The sequence below is a fragment of the Streptomyces sp. WI03-4A genome, from assembly GCF_033792105.1.
Classification (GTDB): domain Bacteria; phylum Actinomycetota; class Actinomycetes; order Streptomycetales; family Streptomycetaceae; genus Streptomyces; species Streptomyces collinus_A.
The window spans coordinates 38,587-56,238 of sequence record NZ_JARAUO010000038.1 but is presented as its reverse complement, the minus strand read 5'-3'; the positions used below and the strand labels follow the sequence as shown (position 1 = coordinate 56,238).

The window sequence follows — 17,652 nt, the reverse complement described above, 5'->3', positions numbered from 1 at the left end:
TCGTCGGCCGTCCTTCCGGACACCTTCCAAGGAGCCCCGCATCATGGCGAACCGCCAGCAGCCCAGTTCCATGCCGGTCCACAAGTACGGTCAGTACGAGCAGGTCGGCATCCCGGACCGCACCTGGCCGGAGCAGCGGATCACCGCCGCCCCCCGCTGGCTCTCCACGGATCTGCGGGACGGCAACCAGGCCCTGATCGACCCCATGTCGCCCGAGCGCAAGCGCCGGATGTTCGACCAGCTGGTCAAGATGGGCTACAAGGAGATCGAGGTCGGCTTCCCCGCCTCCGGCCAGACCGACTTCGACTTCGTGCGCTCGATCATCGAGGAAGAGGGGGCGATCCCGGACGACGTCACGATCTCCGTACTGACCCAGGCCCGCGAGGACCTGATCGAGCGGACCGTGGAGTCTCTGAAGGGTGCCCGCCGCGCCACCGTCCACCTGTACAACGCCACCGCCCCGGTCTTCCGCCGGGTCGTCTTCCGCGGCTCCAAGGACGACATCAAGCAGATCGCCGTCGACGGCACCCGCCTGGTGATGGAGTACGCCGAGAAGCTGCTGGGCCCCGAGACCGAGTTCGGCTACCAGTACTCGCCGGAGATCTTCACCGACACCGAGCTGGACTTCGCGCTGGAGGTCTGCGAGGCGGTGATGGACGTCTACCAGCCCGGCCCGGGCCGCGAGATCATCCTCAACCTGCCCGCCACGGTGGAGCGTTCGACCCCGTCCACGCACGCGGACCGCTTCGAGTGGATGGGCCGCAACCTGTCCCGCCGCGAGTACGTCTGCCTGTCCGTCCACCCGCACAACGACCGCGGCACGGCCGTGGCCGCCGCCGAGCTGGCCCTGATGGCCGGCGCCGACCGCGTCGAGGGCTGCCTGTTCGGGCAGGGCGAGCGCACCGGCAACGTCGACCTGGTCACCCTGGGCATGAACCTGTTCTCCCAGGGCGTCGACCCGCAGATCGACTTCTCCGACATCGACGAGATCCGTCGCACGTGGGAGTACTGCAACCAGATGGAGGTCCACCCGCGCCACCCGTACGTGGGCGACCTGGTCTACACGTCCTTCTCCGGCTCCCACCAGGACGCCATCAAGAAGGGCTTCGACGCCATGGAGGCCGACGCGGCCGCGAAGGGCGTCACCGTCGACGACATCGAGTGGGCGGTGCCGTACCTGCCCATCGACCCCAAGGACGTCGGCCGCTCCTACGAGGCCGTCATCCGCGTCAACTCGCAGTCCGGCAAGGGCGGCATCTCCTACGTCCTGAAGAACGACCACAAGCTGGACCTGCCGCGCCGCATGCAGATCGAGTTCTCCCGGCTCATCCAGGCGAAGACCGACGCCGAGGGCGGCGAGATCACGCCGAAGGAGATCTGGGCGGTCTTCCAGGACGAGTACCTGCCCAACCCCGACAACCCGTGGGGCCGCATCCAGGTCCGCACCGGCCAGTCCACCACCGACACCGACGGCGTCGACACCCTGACCGTCGAGGCCACCGTCGACGGCGAGGACACCGTCCTGACCGGTTCCGGCAACGGCCCGATCTCCGCCTTCTTCGACGCCCTGCAGTCCATCGGCGTCGACGTACGCCTGCTGGACTACCAGGAGCACACGATGAGCGAGGGTGCCTCCGCGCAGGCCGCCTCGTACATCGAATGCGCGATCGGTGACAAGGTTCTGTGGGGTATCGGCATCGACGCGAACACGACGCGTGCGTCGCTGAAGGCGGTCGTCTCGGCGGTCAACCGCGCGACCCGCTGAACCCCCTCTGACCGGCCCTTTCGGGGCCCCGGCCGCCGCATCCGGCGGCCGGGGCCCCGTCGGTTATCGGCCATCGCGCCGTGGAGGTCACGGAAAGGTCTCGTCCGAGGTACTGACTGAACCTCCAGGATGTGGCTAACATCACGCCAGCGCGGCGATGTTGCCGCGTCGTGACGGAGGTGCGACGTGCTGCCAGTACGGGGACGAGACGGCCGTGCCACCAGGGCTGCCCGCATTCTGGGCACCCGCACCGCATGGACACCCGTCGGGGACGGCGAGTTCTTCTGCCCCGGCTGCGGAGGCGACCGCAACTACCAGCGGCTGACCGGCCGGCGCCGCTTCACCCTCCTCGGGGTGCCCGTGCTGCCGCGCGGCGCGACCGCACCGGTCGTGGAGTGCGCGTCCTGCCGCCACCACTACGGCACCGACGTCCTCGACCACCCCACCACCCGCCGCTTCTCCGCGATGCTCCGCGATGCCGTGCACACCGTCGCCCTGGCGGTCCTCGCCGCGGGCGGCACCACCTCCCGTACGGCCCTGGAGACCGCCGCCTGCGCCGTCCGCGCCGCCGGCTTCGAGGACTGCACCGAGGACCAACTCGCCGCCCTGGTCGACGCGCTGGCCGCCGACACCGGCCGGGTCGCGGACGGACCGTGCGGCGCGAGCCTGACCATAGAGCTGCACGAGGCCCTCGACCCGCTCGCACCCCACCTCGCCCCCGGCGGCCGCGAGGCCCTGCTCCTCCAGGCGGCCCGCGTCGCCCTGGCCGACGGCCCCTACACCCCCGCCGAGCGCGACGCCCTCACCACCATCGGCGCCGCCCTGACCATCTGCGCCGACGACGTCAGCAGGCTGCTGGCCGCCGCCCGTACCCCGTCCTGATACTCCCCGGGGAGTAGCCGCACCCCCGGGACACCCGGGGCAGTAGCCGCGAACTCGCCCCCACGCCCGACGAAAGAGCCCGCCCCCGGCGGAAGTCTGGAAGCCGTAACCGGACATCCGCTGCAGAGGGAGGGCCCGATCCATGGGGGCCGCGACAACACGTGCGAGAGACGGCCGACGGGGGCTGCCCTGGCTGGTGCTGGGACTGTGGGTGGTCCTGCTGGCCGTGGCGGGACCCTTCGCCGCCAGGCTCACCGACGTCCAGCACGACCGTGCCACCGACTACCTGCCCGCCTCCGCCGACTCCACCCGGGTGGCCCGGCTCCAGGACCGGCTGCCGGGCGGCGAGACCACCGAGCTGGTCGTCGTCTACCACCGCGCCGGCGGCCTCACCGCCGCCGACCGGGCCACCGCCGCCCGGCAGCTCGCCGCCGTCGCCCACCGCCACACCCTGGCCACGCCCCCGCGGGGCGTCCCGTCCGCCGACGGCACCACCCTGATGTACCCGGTCGCGAGCAACGCCCCCGGAACCGACGAGAAGAAGCGCGACGCCCTCGTCGACGACGTCCGCGCGGCCGCCCGGAGCGCGGACGGGCTGACGGTCCGGGTCGGCGGCCCGGCCGCCCTCGCCACCGACGCCTCCAAGGTGTACTCCTCCCTCGGCGGCCCCCTGCTCTACACCACCGTCGCCGTCGTCGCCGTCCTGCTGATCCTCATCTACCGCAGCCCCCTGCTGTGGCTGGTCCCGCTCGCCGTCGCCGGCGTCGGCGACTTCCTCGCCCGCTCCGCGGCCTACGGCCTGCACCAGTTCTTCGGCACCACCGTCTCCGGCCAGAGCGCCGGCATCATGACCATCCTCGTCTTCGGCGCCGGCACCGACTACGCCCTCCTCCTGGTCTCCCGCTACCGCGAGGAGCTACGGCGCCACGAGCGGCCGTACGACGCCATGCGGGCCGCCCTGCGCGGCTGCGGGCCCGCCGTGCTCGCCTCCTCCGGCACCGTCGCCGCGGGCCTGCTGTGCCTGCTCGCCGCCGACCTCAACTCCAGCCGCGGCATGGGCCCGCTCGGCACGGTCGGCGTGCTGTGCGCGCTGGCCGCCATGCTGACCCTGCTCCCCGCCGTCCTGGTCCTGCTCGGCCGCCGCGTCTTCTGGCCCCTCGTCCCCGCCCACGGCAGCAAACCCAAGGCGCGCCGCTCGCTGTTCGCCGCGATGGGCTCCTCCGCCGGACGCCGTCCGCTGACCGTCCTCGCCTCCGGTGCCGTCCTGCTCGGCGCGCTCGCCCTCGGCGCCCTGCACCTGCCCGGACCGCTGAAGCAGCTCGACACCTTCGTGGACCGGCCCGACTCCGTCACCGCCATGGAGACCCTCGCCGCCGCCTACCCGCAGCGGTCCGCCCAGCCCATCGAGATCCTCGCCCCGGCGGACCGCGCCGACGCCGCCCTGACGGCGGTCGAGGGCACCCGGGGAGTCGCGGCCGCCCGGAGGGGCCGTACCGGCGGCGGCTGGACCGAGATCACCGTCACCGCGGCCGCCCCGCCCCAGTCCGCCGCCGAGACCGCCACCATCGAGGCGCTTCGGCACCGGCTGCCCGGCTCCCACGTCGGCGGCCCCAGCGCCCAGCAACTGGACCTGAAGGACACCGACGCGCGCGACCGGCTCGTCGTCGTACCGCTCGTGCTCCTGTCCGTGCTGCTGATCCTGGTCCTGCTGCTGCGCTCCCTCGTCGCCCCGCTGATCCTGGTCGGCGCGGTGGTCGCCGTCTGGGGCGCGGCGCTCGGCCTGGGCGGACTGGCCTTCGGCCCGCTGTTCGGCTTCCACGGCAGCGACCCCGGACTCGGCCTGCTCTCCTTCGTGTTCCTGGTCGCCCTAGGCGTCGACTACGGCATCTTCCTGATGCACCGCATGCGGGAGGAGTCACTGCACGGGGCCGGACCGGCCGAGGCCGCGCTCACCGCGCTGCGCACCACCGGCGGTGTCATCGCCTCCGCCGGACTCGTCCTCGCCGCCACCTTCGCGGTGCTGACCGACATGGGCCTGGTCCCCCTGGTCCAACTGGGCTTCGTCATCGCCGTCGGCGTCCTGCTGGACACCTTCCTCGTCCGCACCTACCTGGTGACCAGCGCGAGCGTGGCGCTGGGCCGCCGGGTGTGGTGGCCCGGACGGCTGTCCCGGCCGGCGCCGGACCCTGACCGGGTGCCGGAGCCCGTGGGCTGAGTCCCGCGGCCCGTGAGCCGAGTCACGGTGCGCCCCCGCCCTGTGCGGGGGCGCACGCGCAACGGAAGATGAGGACCGTGCAGGCAACCGTCACCGCTCCCCGCCCCCGCCCGGCCGGGGCATTCCTCCCCGCGTCCGCCGTGCCCCCGCGGCAGGACGCCGCCCTGGCCGCCGGCCTCGCCGCCCTGGCCTCCGCGATCGCCGTCACCGTCGGCAGCGGACGGCACCCGGACGCGCTCGGCTGGACCCTGCTGCTCGTCCTGCACGTGCCGCTGGCCTGGCGCCGGCGCGTGCCGCTGGCCGCGCTGGCGATCATGATCCCGCTGATCGCCTTCTACCATCAGCAGGACTTCAACCACTCCGCCCCGACGGCCGCGTCCATGGTCGTCCTGTACACCGTGGCCGTCAGCAGCGGCCCCCGGCGCACCGCCGTCATCGGCTGCGCCGTCATCGCCCTCATGCTGCTCCTGAAGATCCGCCACGGCATGGCCGGTCTCGCGGTGAGCTTCCAGATCAGCGGCTGGATCATCTCCATGCTGGTCCTCGGCGGCTACATCCGCGTGTACCGGGAGAACGCGGCCGCGGCCCTCGAACGCGCCGAACGGGCCGAACGCACCCGCGAGGAGGAGGCCCGCCGCCGCGTCGCCGAGGAACGCCTGCGCGTCGCCCGCGACCTGCACGACCTGCTCGCCCACAGCATCACCCTGATCGGGGTGCGGACCTCGGTCGCCGCGCACGTCCTCGCCACCGACCCCGAGCGCCTGGACCGGGCCGCCGTCGCGCGGGCCCTCGACGACATCGCCGAGACCTGCCGCACGGCCCGGGGCGAACTGCGCACCACCCTGGACGTCCTGCGCGACCCGGACTCCCCGGACAGCCGCGGCCCGCTGCCCGGACTGCCCGGCCTGGCCGACCTCGCCCGGGCGACCGCGGGCGCCGAGGTGGACCTGACGGTCACCGCCGGCGAGGTGCCGCCGGCCGTGGGGGCGGCCGCCTACCGGATCGTGCAGGAGGCGCTCACCAACGCCGTACGCCACGGCGGCCGGGAGGACCTGACGGTCCGGGTGCGGGTGGACGAGACGGACGGTGCCCTGCGGGTGCGGGTCAGCGACGACGGGGTGGGCGCGGGGGCGGGCGCGCGCACCGGGGAGGGAGCGGGGGCCGGGTACGCCGGGCGTGCCGGAGACGCCGACAGCGCGGGGAAGGCCGAGGACGGCACCCCCGGCACCCCCGGCGCGCCCGGCTACGGACTGCTGGGGATGCGGGAGCGGGCGCGCAGCGTCGGCGGGACGGTGACCGCGGGGCCCCGCACGGACGCGCCGGGCTTCGAGGTGATGGCCGTACTGCCGCTGGGAGGCACCGCGTGACCCCCGTCCGGGTGCTGCTCGCCGATGACCAGGCCCTGGTCAGGGCCGCGTTCGCGATGCTCGTGGAGACCGCGCCGGACATGGTGGTCGTCGGGCAGGCCGCCACCGGCCGCGAGGCCGTCGACCTGGCCCGCACCGAACGCGCCGACCTGGTGCTGATGGACATCCGCATGCCCGGGCTCGACGGCATCGAGGCGACCCGGCTGATCGCCGCCGACGAGGACCTGGCCGGGGTGCGGGTCCTGGTCCTCACCACCTACGACACCGACGAGCACATCGTGGACGCGCTGCGCGCCGGCGCCTCTGGGTTCCTGGTGAAGGACACCCGCCCAGCCGACCTGCTCGACGCGATCCGCGTCGTCGCCGCGGGCGAGGCGCTGCTCTCGCCCGGACCGACGGCACGGCTGATCGAGCGGTTCCTGCGCAGCCCCTCCGCCCCGCCGACGGCCGGTCCCGAGTGTCTGTCGGAGCGGGAGCGGCAGGTGCTGACCCTGGTCGCGAGGGGCCTCAACAACACCGAGATCGCCGAGGCGTTGGGGCTGAGCCCGCTCACCGCCAAGACCCATGTGAGCCGGATCATGGGCAAGCTGGGGGCGCGCGACCGGGCCCAGCTCGTCGTCGTGGGCTACGAGTCCGGACTGGTGACTCCGGGGACCATGGGGGCGTGACCCCGCTGAGCCGCGTCCTCCTCGCCGCCACCGCCTTCCTCACCCCGCTCACCACCGCCCACCCGGCCCGTCCCGCGCCCCCCGCGCGCCTCGCGTCCGGCTGCGTCTCCTCCGTGCCGTACGCGGCCGGGCAGGGCGGCTACGCCACCTACCGCATCCCCGCGACCGTCGTCACCCGGCGCGGCACCGTCCTGGCCTTCGCCGAGGGCCGGCACGACGGCGCGGGCGACAGCGGCGACATCGACGTGCTGCTGCGCCGCTCCACCGACGGCGGCTGCACCTGGGGCCCGCAGGCGGTCGTGGCCGCCGGGGAGGGCGACACCCGCGGCAACCCGGCCCCCGTGGTCGACCCGCGCACCGGCGCGGTCGTCCTGGTCACCTCGTACAACGGCGGACCGGTGACGGAGGCGCAGATCATGCGCGGCGAGGCCGCCCCGGACCGCGGCCGCCGGGTGTTCGTCCAGCGCAGCGTGGACGACGGCCGTACCTTCACGCGCCCGAGGGACATCACGGCTGAGGTGAAGCCCGCGCACTGGCGCTGGTACGCCACCGGCCCCGGCCACGCCCTGGCCCTCACCCGGGGCCCGCACACCGGCCGCCTCCTGGTCCCCGCCGACCACTCCACCGCCCCGCCGGCCGGCTCGTCCGACAGCGGCGAGGAGTCCAGGTACTACGGCGCCCACGCCCTCTACAGCGACGACGGCGGCCACACCTGGCACCTGGGCTTCACGGACACCACCCACGACGGCAGGACGAACGCCAACGAGACGACCGCCGCCGAACTCCCGGACGGCCGGGTTTACTTCTCGTCCCGAGACCAGAACGGCACGACCCCCGGCAACCGCGTGGACACCTACTCCGGCGACGGCGGCGAAACCCTGGACCGCCCCTGGCGCCGCCAGCCCACACTGGACGACGTCCCGGTGGTGGAGGGCTGCGCTCTGCAACTTCTCGGTGCGGATGCCCCTTTGATGTTCTCGGCGCCTTCGACACCCACCACTCGCCGTGGGATGGCCCTGTGGCGCAGCCCGGACGCGGGAAGGACCTTCATCAAGCTCCGCACCCTGTCCCCACGGCCGGCCGCCTATTCCGACCTGGTCCAACTGGACCTGAGCACGGTCGGGGTCCTGTACGAGACGGGTGAGGAGGGGCCGTACGAGAGGATCGAGTTCGCACGGGTACGCCTGGACCGGCCGACCGGGGCGCCACGGGGGTGACCCGAACTGTGCGTAATACGACGCTAGTTGACGGACCTTTGCCCATTATTGATCCGAAGCCCGTTGCTCACGCAAGCCCCCTCATGTGAGCATGGAAGATCGTTCACTGATCGCAAAGCAGCCGAACGTATCAGGACGGCTTGGTGAGGGGGAAGGCGCTGTGACCAGCGCTGAGCCGACGGGGGAGTCGGACGAGGGTGAGGTGCGTCCGCGCAGGTCGGCGCTGTCGGACATCGCGGAGCAGACGATTCTGCGCGCGGGCGAGGAACCGTCGCCCGGCGGCGGCACCGCCCCGGGGACCGTACCGCACCACGACTCGCGCGTGCTTGCTGAAGCGAACGAGAGCACCCGCTTCGCAGCGCACCGGCGCCGGTTCGGCGCCCGGCTCGGAGAGTTCCGCCGCAGCCGGGTCCTCGTCCCGTACGGGGAGAACGGCGCGGCGCTGACCGTGGAACTGCAAGGCGCACGGTGGTTGCTCGCGTTCACCGACGAGGCCGCGCTCGCACGCTTCGCGCGAGCGCGCGGGGAGACCGACCGGACCTGGCGGTACCGGGCGGTGTGGGGCGCCGCGGTCCTGGACGCGGGCGTCCCGGCGGTGGCCGCGGGGGCCGGAACCGAGGGCGGGGCCGGGCTGCCGTGCGGGGTGCTGGTGGACGCGGGTGACGGTGAGCGGGGACTGGTGCTGCCGCCGGTCGTGGGGATAGTGCCGGACGCATGCGCCCTGAACGGCCCAGCCATGGGCGCGGACGCGCACGCGGACAGCGGAACGGGGGAGGGACGGCGATGACCACGCCGAGCGGGGGCGGACAGCCGGACCTGCGGGTGCAGGGGCTGAAGCTGATGGCCGAGGGCATCAACAAGGCGCTGAGCGAGATGGATTCGCTCGGCGGGATGAAGGGCTGGGCGGGCGCGGGGCGCGGTTTCACCGGCCTGGAGATGGACGGCATGGCCGTCGGCGACGACCACCTCGGCGCGATGCTGCACACCTTCTGCGAGCGGTGGCAGTGGGGAGTGCGCGACCTGATGCAGGAGGGCAACGCGCTGGCGGAGGGGATGGGGCTCGCGGCCGGCACCTTCCACCAGACGGACGAGTACGTGAAGGGCTCGCTGAAGGTCGCCTACAACTCCGTGGTCGGGGACCCCTTCGCCTCCAACGACCAGGTGGAGAAGGAGAGCCTGGACCAGATCAACCACGCGGCGGCGACCACGGGTTACGGCGAGAAGGACCGCGAGAACCTGGTGGACTCCGTGAAGCAGACCGGCAAGGGCATGCTCACGGACGTGGAGACGAGCGAGGGAGTGCCGGGCAGCCCGATCCCGCTGTCGCCGTCGATCGTGCGGGACGTGACGGGGTCCGGGGAGGGCAACTGATGTCCTTCACGAGCAAGTTCAACCACGCGGTCGGATCGCTCAAGTCCGGTTACGACCACGTCAAACGGACGACGGGCCACGTCATCGACGAGGGCGCCCACGGTGTGGGCGACGCGCTCGACTGGGCCGGCGCGCACGGCGCGGCGGACAAGGTGGACGACTGGGGCGACTCCACGGCGTCCAAGCTGGGCGCGCACGTGGACGAACAGCAACTGGACGAGACCGAGGACCCGAAGGAACTCATCCACGGAGACCCGGCCAAGTTGCGCGAGACGGCGGGCCACCTGCGGACCTTCGCGCAGTCCTTCGGCGCCGTCGCCTCCGGCATGCAGAAGCTGGACTCGTCGGACTTCCAGGGCGAGGCGGCCGACACCTTCCGCGAGAAGTTCGCCACCCACCAGACCAAGTGGCGCCAGGCCGCCGAGGCGTGCGGCGAGGCCGCCGCGGGCCTGGAGGACTTCGCCCACACCGTGGAATGGGCCCAGGCCCAGGCTCGGGAGGCGGTGGCGAAGTACCGCGAGGGCAAGGCCGCCTCGAAGACCTACCAGCAGCAGGTGAAGACGTACGACGACGCGGTCGAGGCGGGCGACAAGGACCCCGGGCCCAGGCCCTCGGAGCAGGACCCGGGCGACGGGGCCAAGCAGGCGGCGGAAGAGATCCTGGCCGCGGCGAGGCGCCAGCGCACCCAGCTCGCCTCGGAGGCGGCGGCCCGTCTCGAACGAGCCCTGCAGCACGCCCCCAGCGAGCCCTCGGCCCTGAACCAGCTCAAGCTCGACGGCGCGGACGCCTGGGACGCCGCCAAGACCGAGGACATGCGCTTCTTCGGCGGCTTCATGCGCGGCCTCGGCGACCTGAACAACCTGGCCCGCAACGCCAACCCGCTCGACCCGTACGCGATCACGCACCCCTACGAAGCACTCCAGGCCAAGGTGGAACTGCTCGGCGGAGCCGTCCACATGGTCACCCACCCCACCCAGACCGCCGACGGCCTGTGGAACTCCTTCCTCCAGGACCCGGGCGGCGTCGGCGGCGAACTCCTCCCGCAGTTCCTCATCCCGGAGGCGGGCGCGGAGGGCGCGGCCGTGGACGGAGCCCGCGCGGCGGAGAGCGGCGTGAAGGGGGCCGAGGAAGGGGTCGCGGGGGAGCGGGGGGCGACGAATTCCGCCCGCGGCGAGGTCAGCCACGACCCGGCGCGGAAGTCCCACGGAGAGGGCAGCACGGAGAGCGGGGGCACCGACCCGATCAACCTCGCCACCGGGAAGATGTACCTGCCGCAGACGGACGTCACCCTCCCCGGCGTGCTGCCTCTTGTCATCAGGCGGCGAGTGGAGTCCGGCTACCACCTCGGCCGCTGGTTCGGTCCCTCCTGGTCCTCCACTCTGGACCAGCGCCTGGAGATCGACGCCGAAGGGATCGTCTTCATCACGGAGGACGGCCTGCTCCTGTCGTACCCGCACCCGGCGCCGGGCCTGCCCACCCTGCCCAGCCATGGCCCCCGCCGACCGCTGGCCCGGGTGGACGAGGGCTACACGGTCACCGACCCGGCGACGCTGCGCACCTGGCACTTCGCGGACAGGGGCGACAACCTGGCGGTGCTGGAGCAGATAGACGACCGCAACGGCAACTGGATCACGTTCGAGTACGACGCGGAAGGTACGCCGCTGGCTGTGACCTCCAGCAGCGGCCAAGGGGTCGGCATCACGACGGATGCCGGCCGAATAACCGCCCTCCACCTCGCGGCGACCGGTGAGGTGCTGAAGCGGTACGGCTACACGGACGGCAATCTGACGGAGGTCGTCAACTCCTCGGGTCTACCGCTCCGCTTCACGTACGACGGCGCGGGCCGGGTCACCTCCTGGACGGACACCAACGACCGCGGCTACGCCTACGAGTACGACGACCAGGACCGCTGCACGGCCGAGGGCGGCACGGCGGGCCACATGAAGCTGAGCCTGTCGTACCGGGACCCGGCCCCGGAGACCGGCCTGCGGACGACGACCGTGACGACCGGCGAGGGCCACACTCGCCACTACCTCGTGAACGCCACCTGGCAGGTGGTCGCGGTGACCGACGCCCTGGGCACCACCACCCGCTACCAGCGCGACCGGTACCACCGCCTGCTGTCACAAACGGACCCGCTCGGACACACGACGACGTTCCGCTACGACGAAGAAGGAAACCTCACCTCGGTCGTCCGCCCGGACGGCCGCGAGGCACGAGCCGAGTACAACGCGCTCGGTCTGCCCGTGAAGGTGGTGAACACGGACGGCACGGTGATCCGCCAGGCCTACGACGAGCGGGGCAACCGCACGTCGGTGACGGACTCGGCGGGCCGGACCACCCACTTCACCTACACGGAGGCGGGCCACCTGACTGCCGTGACCGACCCACTCGGTCACACGACGACAGTGGTCTGCGACCGTGCCGGTCGTCCCGTGGAGATCAGGAACCCGCTGGGCGCGACGACTCGCTACGACCGCGACGCGCACGGGCGCCCGACCGCGATCACGGACCCCGCAGGCGCGACGACCCGCCTGGAGTGGACGGTCGAAGGCCGGCTCTCGCGCCGCACGGCTCCCGACGGCACCACGGAGACGTGGACGTACGACGGCGAGGGCAACTGCACCAGCCACACCGATCCCGTCGGCGGCGTCGCCCGTTTCGAGTACACCCACTTCGACCTGTTGACGGCACGTACGGGCCCGGACGGTGTGCGCTACGAGTTCGACCACGACATGGAACTGCGCCTGACGAAAGTCACGAACCCGCAGGGCCTGACGTGGACGTACGAATACGACGCGGCGGGCCGCCTGGTGACGGAGACGGACTTCGACGACCGCGCATTGAGGTACGCGTACGACGCCGCGGGCCGCCTCGCCTCCCGCAGCAACGATCTCGGCGAGGTGGCGTCCTTCCAGCGCAACGAACTGGGCCAGGTGACCCGTAAGGACACGGCGGGCCAGGTGACGACGTACGCGTACGACTTCACCGACCAACTCGCCCAGGCGACCGGCCCCGACGGCACCACGCTCACCCTCCTGCGGGACCGCCACGGCCGCCTGCTCTCGGAAGCGGTGAATGGCCGCACCCTGACCTACACGCACGACGCGGCCGGCCGCCGCACCGGCCGCACGACACCGACCGGCGCCACCACCACCTGGTCCTACGACGCGGCCGGCCGCCGCACCGGCATGGTCGCCTCCGGCCGCACGATCGACTTCACCTACGACGAGGCGGACCGCGAACTGTCCCGCCGCATAGGCGAGACGGTCACGCTGGAGCACGCCTTCGACGCGCTGGGCCGCCTGACGACCCAGTCGGTCAGCGGGGCGGAGGGCCGCACGGTGCAACACCGGGTGTACACCTACCGCGCCGACGGCAACCTCATCGGCATCGAAGACCAGCTCTCCGGCTCTCGCCACTTCGACCTCGACGCGGCGGGCCGGGTGACGGCGGTACACGCGGCGGGCTGGACGGAACGGTACGCCTACGACGAGGCGGGCAACCAGACCCAGGCGAGCTGGCCGTCGAACCACCCGGGTCAGGAGGCGGTGGGCCCGCGCACCTACACGGGCACCCGCATCACCCGCGCGGGCAACGTCCGGTACGAACACGACGCGCTTGGCCGCATCACCCTCCGCCAGAAGACCCGCCTGTCCCGCAAGCCGGACACCTGGCACTACGAATGGGACCCCGAGGACCGCCTCTCCTCGGTGACGACCCCGGACGGCACGCGCTGGCGCTACACGTACGACCCACTGGGCCGCCGCACGGCGAAACTCCGCCTGGCGGAGGACGGCGAGACGGTCGAGGAACGGGTCGACTTCACCTGGGACGGCACGACACTCTGCGAACAGACGACGACGTCGGTGGAGCTACCCCACCCCGTCACCCTGACCTGGGACCACCAGGGCCTACGCCCCGTGACCCAGACGGAACGCATCACCGCGGCCGACGCCCCCCAGAACGAGATCGACTCCCGCTTCTTCGCCATCGTCACCGACCTGGTCGGCACACCGAGCGAACTCGTCGACGAGAACGGCGACATCGCCTGGCACACCCGAAGCACCCTGTGGGGCACGACGGCATGGGCTGCCGACAGCACGACGTACACGCCTCTGCGCTTCCCGGGTCAGTACTACGACCCGGAGACCGGGCTCCACTACAACTATTTCCGCCACTACGACCCAGAGACCGCCCGCTACCTCAGCTGCGACCCTCTCGGACTTTCCCCCGCCCCCAACGCCACTGCGTATGTTTACCATCCTCACACACGCTCAGATTCGCTAGGGCTTGCGCCGGACTATCCTGATGACGAAAAGCCGCGCGGAACGTTTGACTTTCGGGAGCCTAATCCGGATTTTCCCCCTGACAGTGCAGCCGTAGACGCCATGCGGTCCGCACCGACCGGCGGGAACATTGACTGTTCAGAGGTCGCTGAATATATTCGGAGAGAGAGCGGCGGAGGTGGGAAGATAATAAACTTCACCACACGCAATAGTTCCGAAATCGTAATCCCTGAACAAATGGGTCAAGAGTTGGTCACGTATCGCTATCACGATGTCTATACGGACGGAAGGTATGTTTACGACCCAGTAATGAGCAGAGACCCAATTCCTTATGGTGACTTCGAGCGAGCCATTCGTCTCCTGAATCCGGGAAAGAAGCTCATCATTTCGGACGGGGGGTATTCCGGCCCTCTCTGGTGATAGTAACGGGATGTGAGAATGTCAACGCGCAGTGAACGAGCGATGCAGGCGCTGAGCAGGTTTGGTGATCTCGCCTGGTTTAAATTGCCCACGGAATACAATGCAGTTTATGGGTACCGCCAGGTGCCTTATATGGGATGGCGCTTTGTGGTATCCAATGTGAATGTTGCGCTGCTCATCCAAGCTGTAGTGGAAAAGCTGTCAACTCAAGTGGAGTGGACGTTCGACAGAACAAGCCGAAACTGGCTGCTGTTTCCGAGTCGAATCTTGCAGGAGGCTCAAGGCCTCGATAATCCAGCCTTTGCAAACGCGGTCAGCTCGATCAGTGCCCACGATGAAGAATTCTGCCGAAAAGCCTTTTCGGATTTGGAACTCATCATCGCGAGCCTTCAGGAAGCTACAGTCCCGTAGGAATAGGGTTGATTGGCGGGGTGGAGTTCGAATGCAACCGAGGCCACCGGCTCGTCCCCGTCGGCGCCTGCGGCCTCTGTGTCGTGAGCGACGTCACTGTGAGCGGCTGGCCTCGACCGCGCAGGCCTCAGCCGTCCGCCCGGCTTCACCCATGAGGTGGTCTTCCGGCGCTGTCCTGTCTGCCAGCAGCACAACATCGTGCGTGAGGACGACTTCTTCTGCGTCTTTCGCGGCAGTGATCTGCCTGGGCTGTGGGCGGGTGGGTCAGAGAGGCGTCGGCACCCCTGATCGCGGACTGTGTGATCATTTCGGCGAAGAAAAATGCGACTATGAGCTCCGGTGGGGTTCGTACGGTATGCCTTTCGCGGATGATCCTTTGCGGTAGAGTCATTACTGCTACTCGCCCGTTTTGTGAACACTTAAGAGATAGGGGTTTCCGTCCATGTCACCCGGCGCTCCGCCTGCCGCCTACGGAAACGTCGTGCCCCCTGCCTGGGTCCCGCCCACCGAAATCGAGCAGGCGTTGCTCGACTACAAGTTGCGTGAGGACTGGGCCGCGTACTTCGACAGGCTGGCACGGGAACCGCTGTACCACGAGATATCGCGGGACAGGGCGGATACCGACCCCAGCACGACGTACTCGGTTTTCGGGCACGATCCGCGTGTCGGCGGTCCCGTCTGGGCGGTGTACACCGTGGGCATGCTGCCCGCTCCCGAACCGCATCGGGTGTTCGGCATCCACAGCCTCGGGTGGCTCGCCGATGCGTGGAAGCCGGGGCGTCCCGCGTGGATCGTGGTCAATCCGGGCAGCCCCTGTGAGGCGTTCCTCCCGGCGGCCCCACCTCATTCCGGGGCGTGGGCTCAGCATCATCGGCCCGGTCGCCCCCTCGGTGGCCGCCACAGGCTGCTCACTCTCCGGGTGGGTGGCCCACTTCAGGGATCTGTCGCCCACGGCCTCGCCTGCGGAGCGCTCCTGTGCGTCAGCAACGGGTCCGTATGGAATGCCATGGGCTGGCACGGGACGGGATACATAAACGAGCGGAAGCGGCTTCGCGAGTGGTGGGGCATCACCACCCGCGAGGAGTGGCAGCACTACCTCCGCGACCTCCTTGCCTGCGAGCAGCACAGCTCGGTCTGGGACTTCGCCCTCGGGCTGCGCCGCACCATCGCCCGGGACTTCGGTGGGCACGTCGACCCGGGGTACTGGCGACAGGCCGCAGCCAACGTCATCCGCTCGAAATCCGAGGGGTCGGTCGTGGTCACCGGAGACGGTGTCACCCGAACGGATCCTCGGCCCGAGCCCGAGATCGTGGCGCAGATCGAGGGAGTTCAGCGGCTCATCGGGCGTATCACCCGCTATGAAGCTCGCATGCGTGCCGACGGCGTGCTCGGCGAGGGGGCGTACGTCTCGTCAGTCGACGCGTGGGACCTCGGGCGGGCCTCGAAGATGGCCCGGTGGGGCCTCGGGGCCCGGTTCGGCACGCTGGAGGAGGCCGAGTACGCCGTCGTACAGGCGGGCCGAGTGGCCTCGCACTCCTACAGGTCGTGGCAGGACTTCTCCGCCGCCTACATCCTCGGACGGTGCCTTCACTTCGATGAGGAGGAGTTCGGCGACTGGTACCAGGACATGGTCGACGCCCACCGGATCCTGATGTCCGACCCCGGCAGCCCCTGGCTCAACCTTCCCTTTCGGTAGCCGTCTCGCCAGGGGTGAGTCCAGTCCTGCTGTCACTCCTCGGCGAACAGCTCCGACGTGTCCGTGGCGTGCACCGCCCGCTGGGCCCAGATCTCGAGCTGGTCCAGGTCCGCGCACGCCGCTACCCGTTCGCGGACCTCGTCCGGCACCTGAACTCCGCGCCACTGCAGGATGCGGAGGACCATCTCGGCCTTGGTTTCGATCCGGCCCTGCTCCAGTCCCTCCTCCAAGCCTTGTTCACGCCCCTCCTCCCGCACCTGCTCGGCCAGCGGGTGGCGCCAGAAGTACTGGATCGCTGTCATCAGGTTCCTCCACATCTGCTTCGCCTGGGGGTCGGTCAGGCACGAGTCGATGAACTGCACGAAGACGGCGGCGTTGTCAGGGTCGATAGTCCTCAGGGCGGAGGCCAGGGATTCCAGTATGGCGGCGGCCTGGGGGCCGCGTCCGTGTGTCATCGCCGAGAGCACCGCAAGAGGTACGTCCCGTTCGGCCTGGCGCTCGTCCGTGATCACCGGCACGTTGTCCGGGCCGAGCACGAGGGGCCGTACGGTCAGCGAGTGCCAGCCGGGGAAGCCGAGCCGGATGGGGCGGGACGCCCAGCGGGCCGTGGCGCTGCTCTGGGTGATCACGATCAGGACCGGCTCGCAGCGGTACTTCTCGTACAGGTAGGAGAGGTAGTAGGGCCAGCTGCCGCGTTTTCGGTCGTCCGCCTTGCCCTGTGACTCGACGACCAAGAGGTACGTGCCCTCGTCCGTCTCCGCCCGCAGCAGCGTGTCCACACGGCGCTCGACCGGTTCGATCTCCGTGAGGTCCACGTTCATCGCCGCGATCTCCCTCGGTTCGGGGAACGGCACGTGCAGCACCCGCTGTAACGCTCGGGTCAGCAGCGCCGGGTCCTTCTGGAAGATCCGGTGCAGTGCCTCGTGGGGCGAGCCGACCATCACACCGCCTCCAGCTCGCACCACACGTACTTGCCGCGGTCCCCGAACCGGCCCGACGGCTGCCAGCCCCAGTAGTCCGCGCAGGCCCGGATCAGGGCAAGACCGCGTCCGTCCTCGGCCAGTTCGGAGATCTGGTCCAACGGCTGGGGCGGCTGTGGCGGTCCGGGGTCCGTGTCCCAGGCCCCGATCCACACCAACCCCTGTGCCGTACGGCGAACCCTGAGCGCGGCCGGCCCCTTCGTGTGCCGTACCGCGTTCGAGATCAGTTCCGTCGCCAGGAGCTCCGCGGTGTCGACGAGCCGGATCAGGCCGTGCAGCGTCAGGACCATGCGCAGGGTGCGGCGGCACACCGTCACGGCTCTCAGATCGTTGGGGATGTAGAGGGTGTAGTCCCATGTCTCCGACATGCG

Annotated in this window: 13 protein-coding genes; 11 read left to right on the top strand and 2 right to left on the bottom strand. The window is 70.6% G+C overall.

Annotation, left to right across the window (positions count from 1 at the left end; translation table 11 throughout):
• The first annotated feature begins 43 nt into the window (after positions 1-43).
• The 11 genes from leuA (at position 44) to PV343_RS30335 (ending at position 16,301) form a co-directional block, all read left to right on the top strand.
• Positions 44-1,765, top strand: coding sequence for a 2-isopropylmalate synthase (leuA, locus tag PV343_RS30385; protein ID WP_319150249.1), 1,722 nt, complete (start codon positions 44-46; stop codon positions 1,763-1,765).
• A 186-nt stretch (positions 1,766-1,951) separates the two neighbouring features.
• Complete coding sequence (locus PV343_RS30380; RefSeq protein WP_319150248.1) at positions 1,952-2,647, top strand: TerB family tellurite resistance protein; 696 nt, start codon at positions 1,952-1,954, stop codon at positions 2,645-2,647.
• A 142-nt stretch (positions 2,648-2,789) separates the two neighbouring features.
• Positions 2,790-4,862: an MMPL family transporter gene (locus PV343_RS30375; RefSeq protein WP_319150247.1), complete on the top strand. Its 2,073-nt coding sequence runs from the start codon at positions 2,790-2,792 to the stop codon at positions 4,860-4,862.
• Between the two features lie 68 nt (positions 4,863-4,930).
• The gene (locus PV343_RS30370; protein WP_319150246.1) at positions 4,931-6,229 is read left to right on the top strand and encodes a sensor histidine kinase; all 1,299 of its coding nucleotides are present in this window, start codon (positions 4,931-4,933) and stop codon (positions 6,227-6,229) included.
• A 56-nt stretch (positions 6,230-6,285) separates the two neighbouring features.
• Positions 6,286-6,897, top strand: coding sequence for a response regulator (locus tag PV343_RS30365; protein WP_387949906.1), 612 nt, complete (start codon positions 6,286-6,288; stop codon positions 6,895-6,897).
• Positions 6,894-8,114, top strand: a complete 1,221-nt coding sequence (locus PV343_RS30360) for a sialidase family protein (RefSeq protein ID WP_319150244.1) — start codon at positions 6,894-6,896, stop codon at positions 8,112-8,114. Before PV343_RS30365 ends, PV343_RS30360 begins: the two co-directional genes overlap by 4 nt.
• A gap of 160 nt (positions 8,115-8,274) precedes the next feature.
• Entirely contained in the window at positions 8,275-8,901 is a 627-nt protein-coding gene (locus PV343_RS30355) for a hypothetical protein (protein ID WP_319150243.1), read from the top strand.
• Positions 8,898-9,485, top strand: a complete 588-nt coding sequence (locus PV343_RS30350; RefSeq protein ID WP_319150242.1) for a hypothetical protein — start codon at positions 8,898-8,900, stop codon at positions 9,483-9,485. Before PV343_RS30355 ends, PV343_RS30350 begins: the two co-directional genes overlap by 4 nt.
• Complete coding sequence (locus PV343_RS30345) at positions 9,485-14,194, top strand: putative T7SS-secreted protein (protein ID WP_319150241.1); 4,710 nt, start codon at positions 9,485-9,487, stop codon at positions 14,192-14,194. The genes PV343_RS30350 and PV343_RS30345 overlap by 1 nt, the downstream gene beginning before the upstream one ends.
• Positions 14,195-14,236: 42 nt before the next feature.
• Positions 14,237-14,605, top strand: coding sequence for a hypothetical protein (locus PV343_RS30340; protein ID WP_319150240.1), 369 nt, complete (start codon positions 14,237-14,239; stop codon positions 14,603-14,605).
• Positions 14,606-15,047: 442 nt separating this feature from the next.
• Positions 15,048-16,301, top strand: a complete 1,254-nt coding sequence (locus tag PV343_RS30335; RefSeq protein WP_415923525.1) for a DUF1266 domain-containing protein — start codon at positions 15,048-15,050, stop codon at positions 16,299-16,301.
• 32 nt (positions 16,302-16,333) lie between these two features.
• Here PV343_RS30335 and PV343_RS30330 read toward each other — a convergent pair whose 3' ends face one another.
• Together PV343_RS30330 and PV343_RS30325 are read right to left on the bottom strand one after the other, a co-directional pair.
• A complete protein-coding gene (locus tag PV343_RS30330) occupies positions 16,334-17,242 on the bottom strand; it encodes a hypothetical protein (protein WP_319150238.1) in 909 nt (302 codons plus the stop codon).
• The gene (locus PV343_RS30325; protein ID WP_319150237.1) at positions 17,242-17,649 is read right to left on the bottom strand and encodes an ATP-binding protein; all 408 of its coding nucleotides are present in this window, start codon (positions 17,647-17,649) and stop codon (positions 17,242-17,244) included. The genes PV343_RS30330 and PV343_RS30325 overlap by 1 nt, the downstream gene beginning before the upstream one ends.
• Positions 17,650-17,652: the final 3 nt, after the last annotated feature.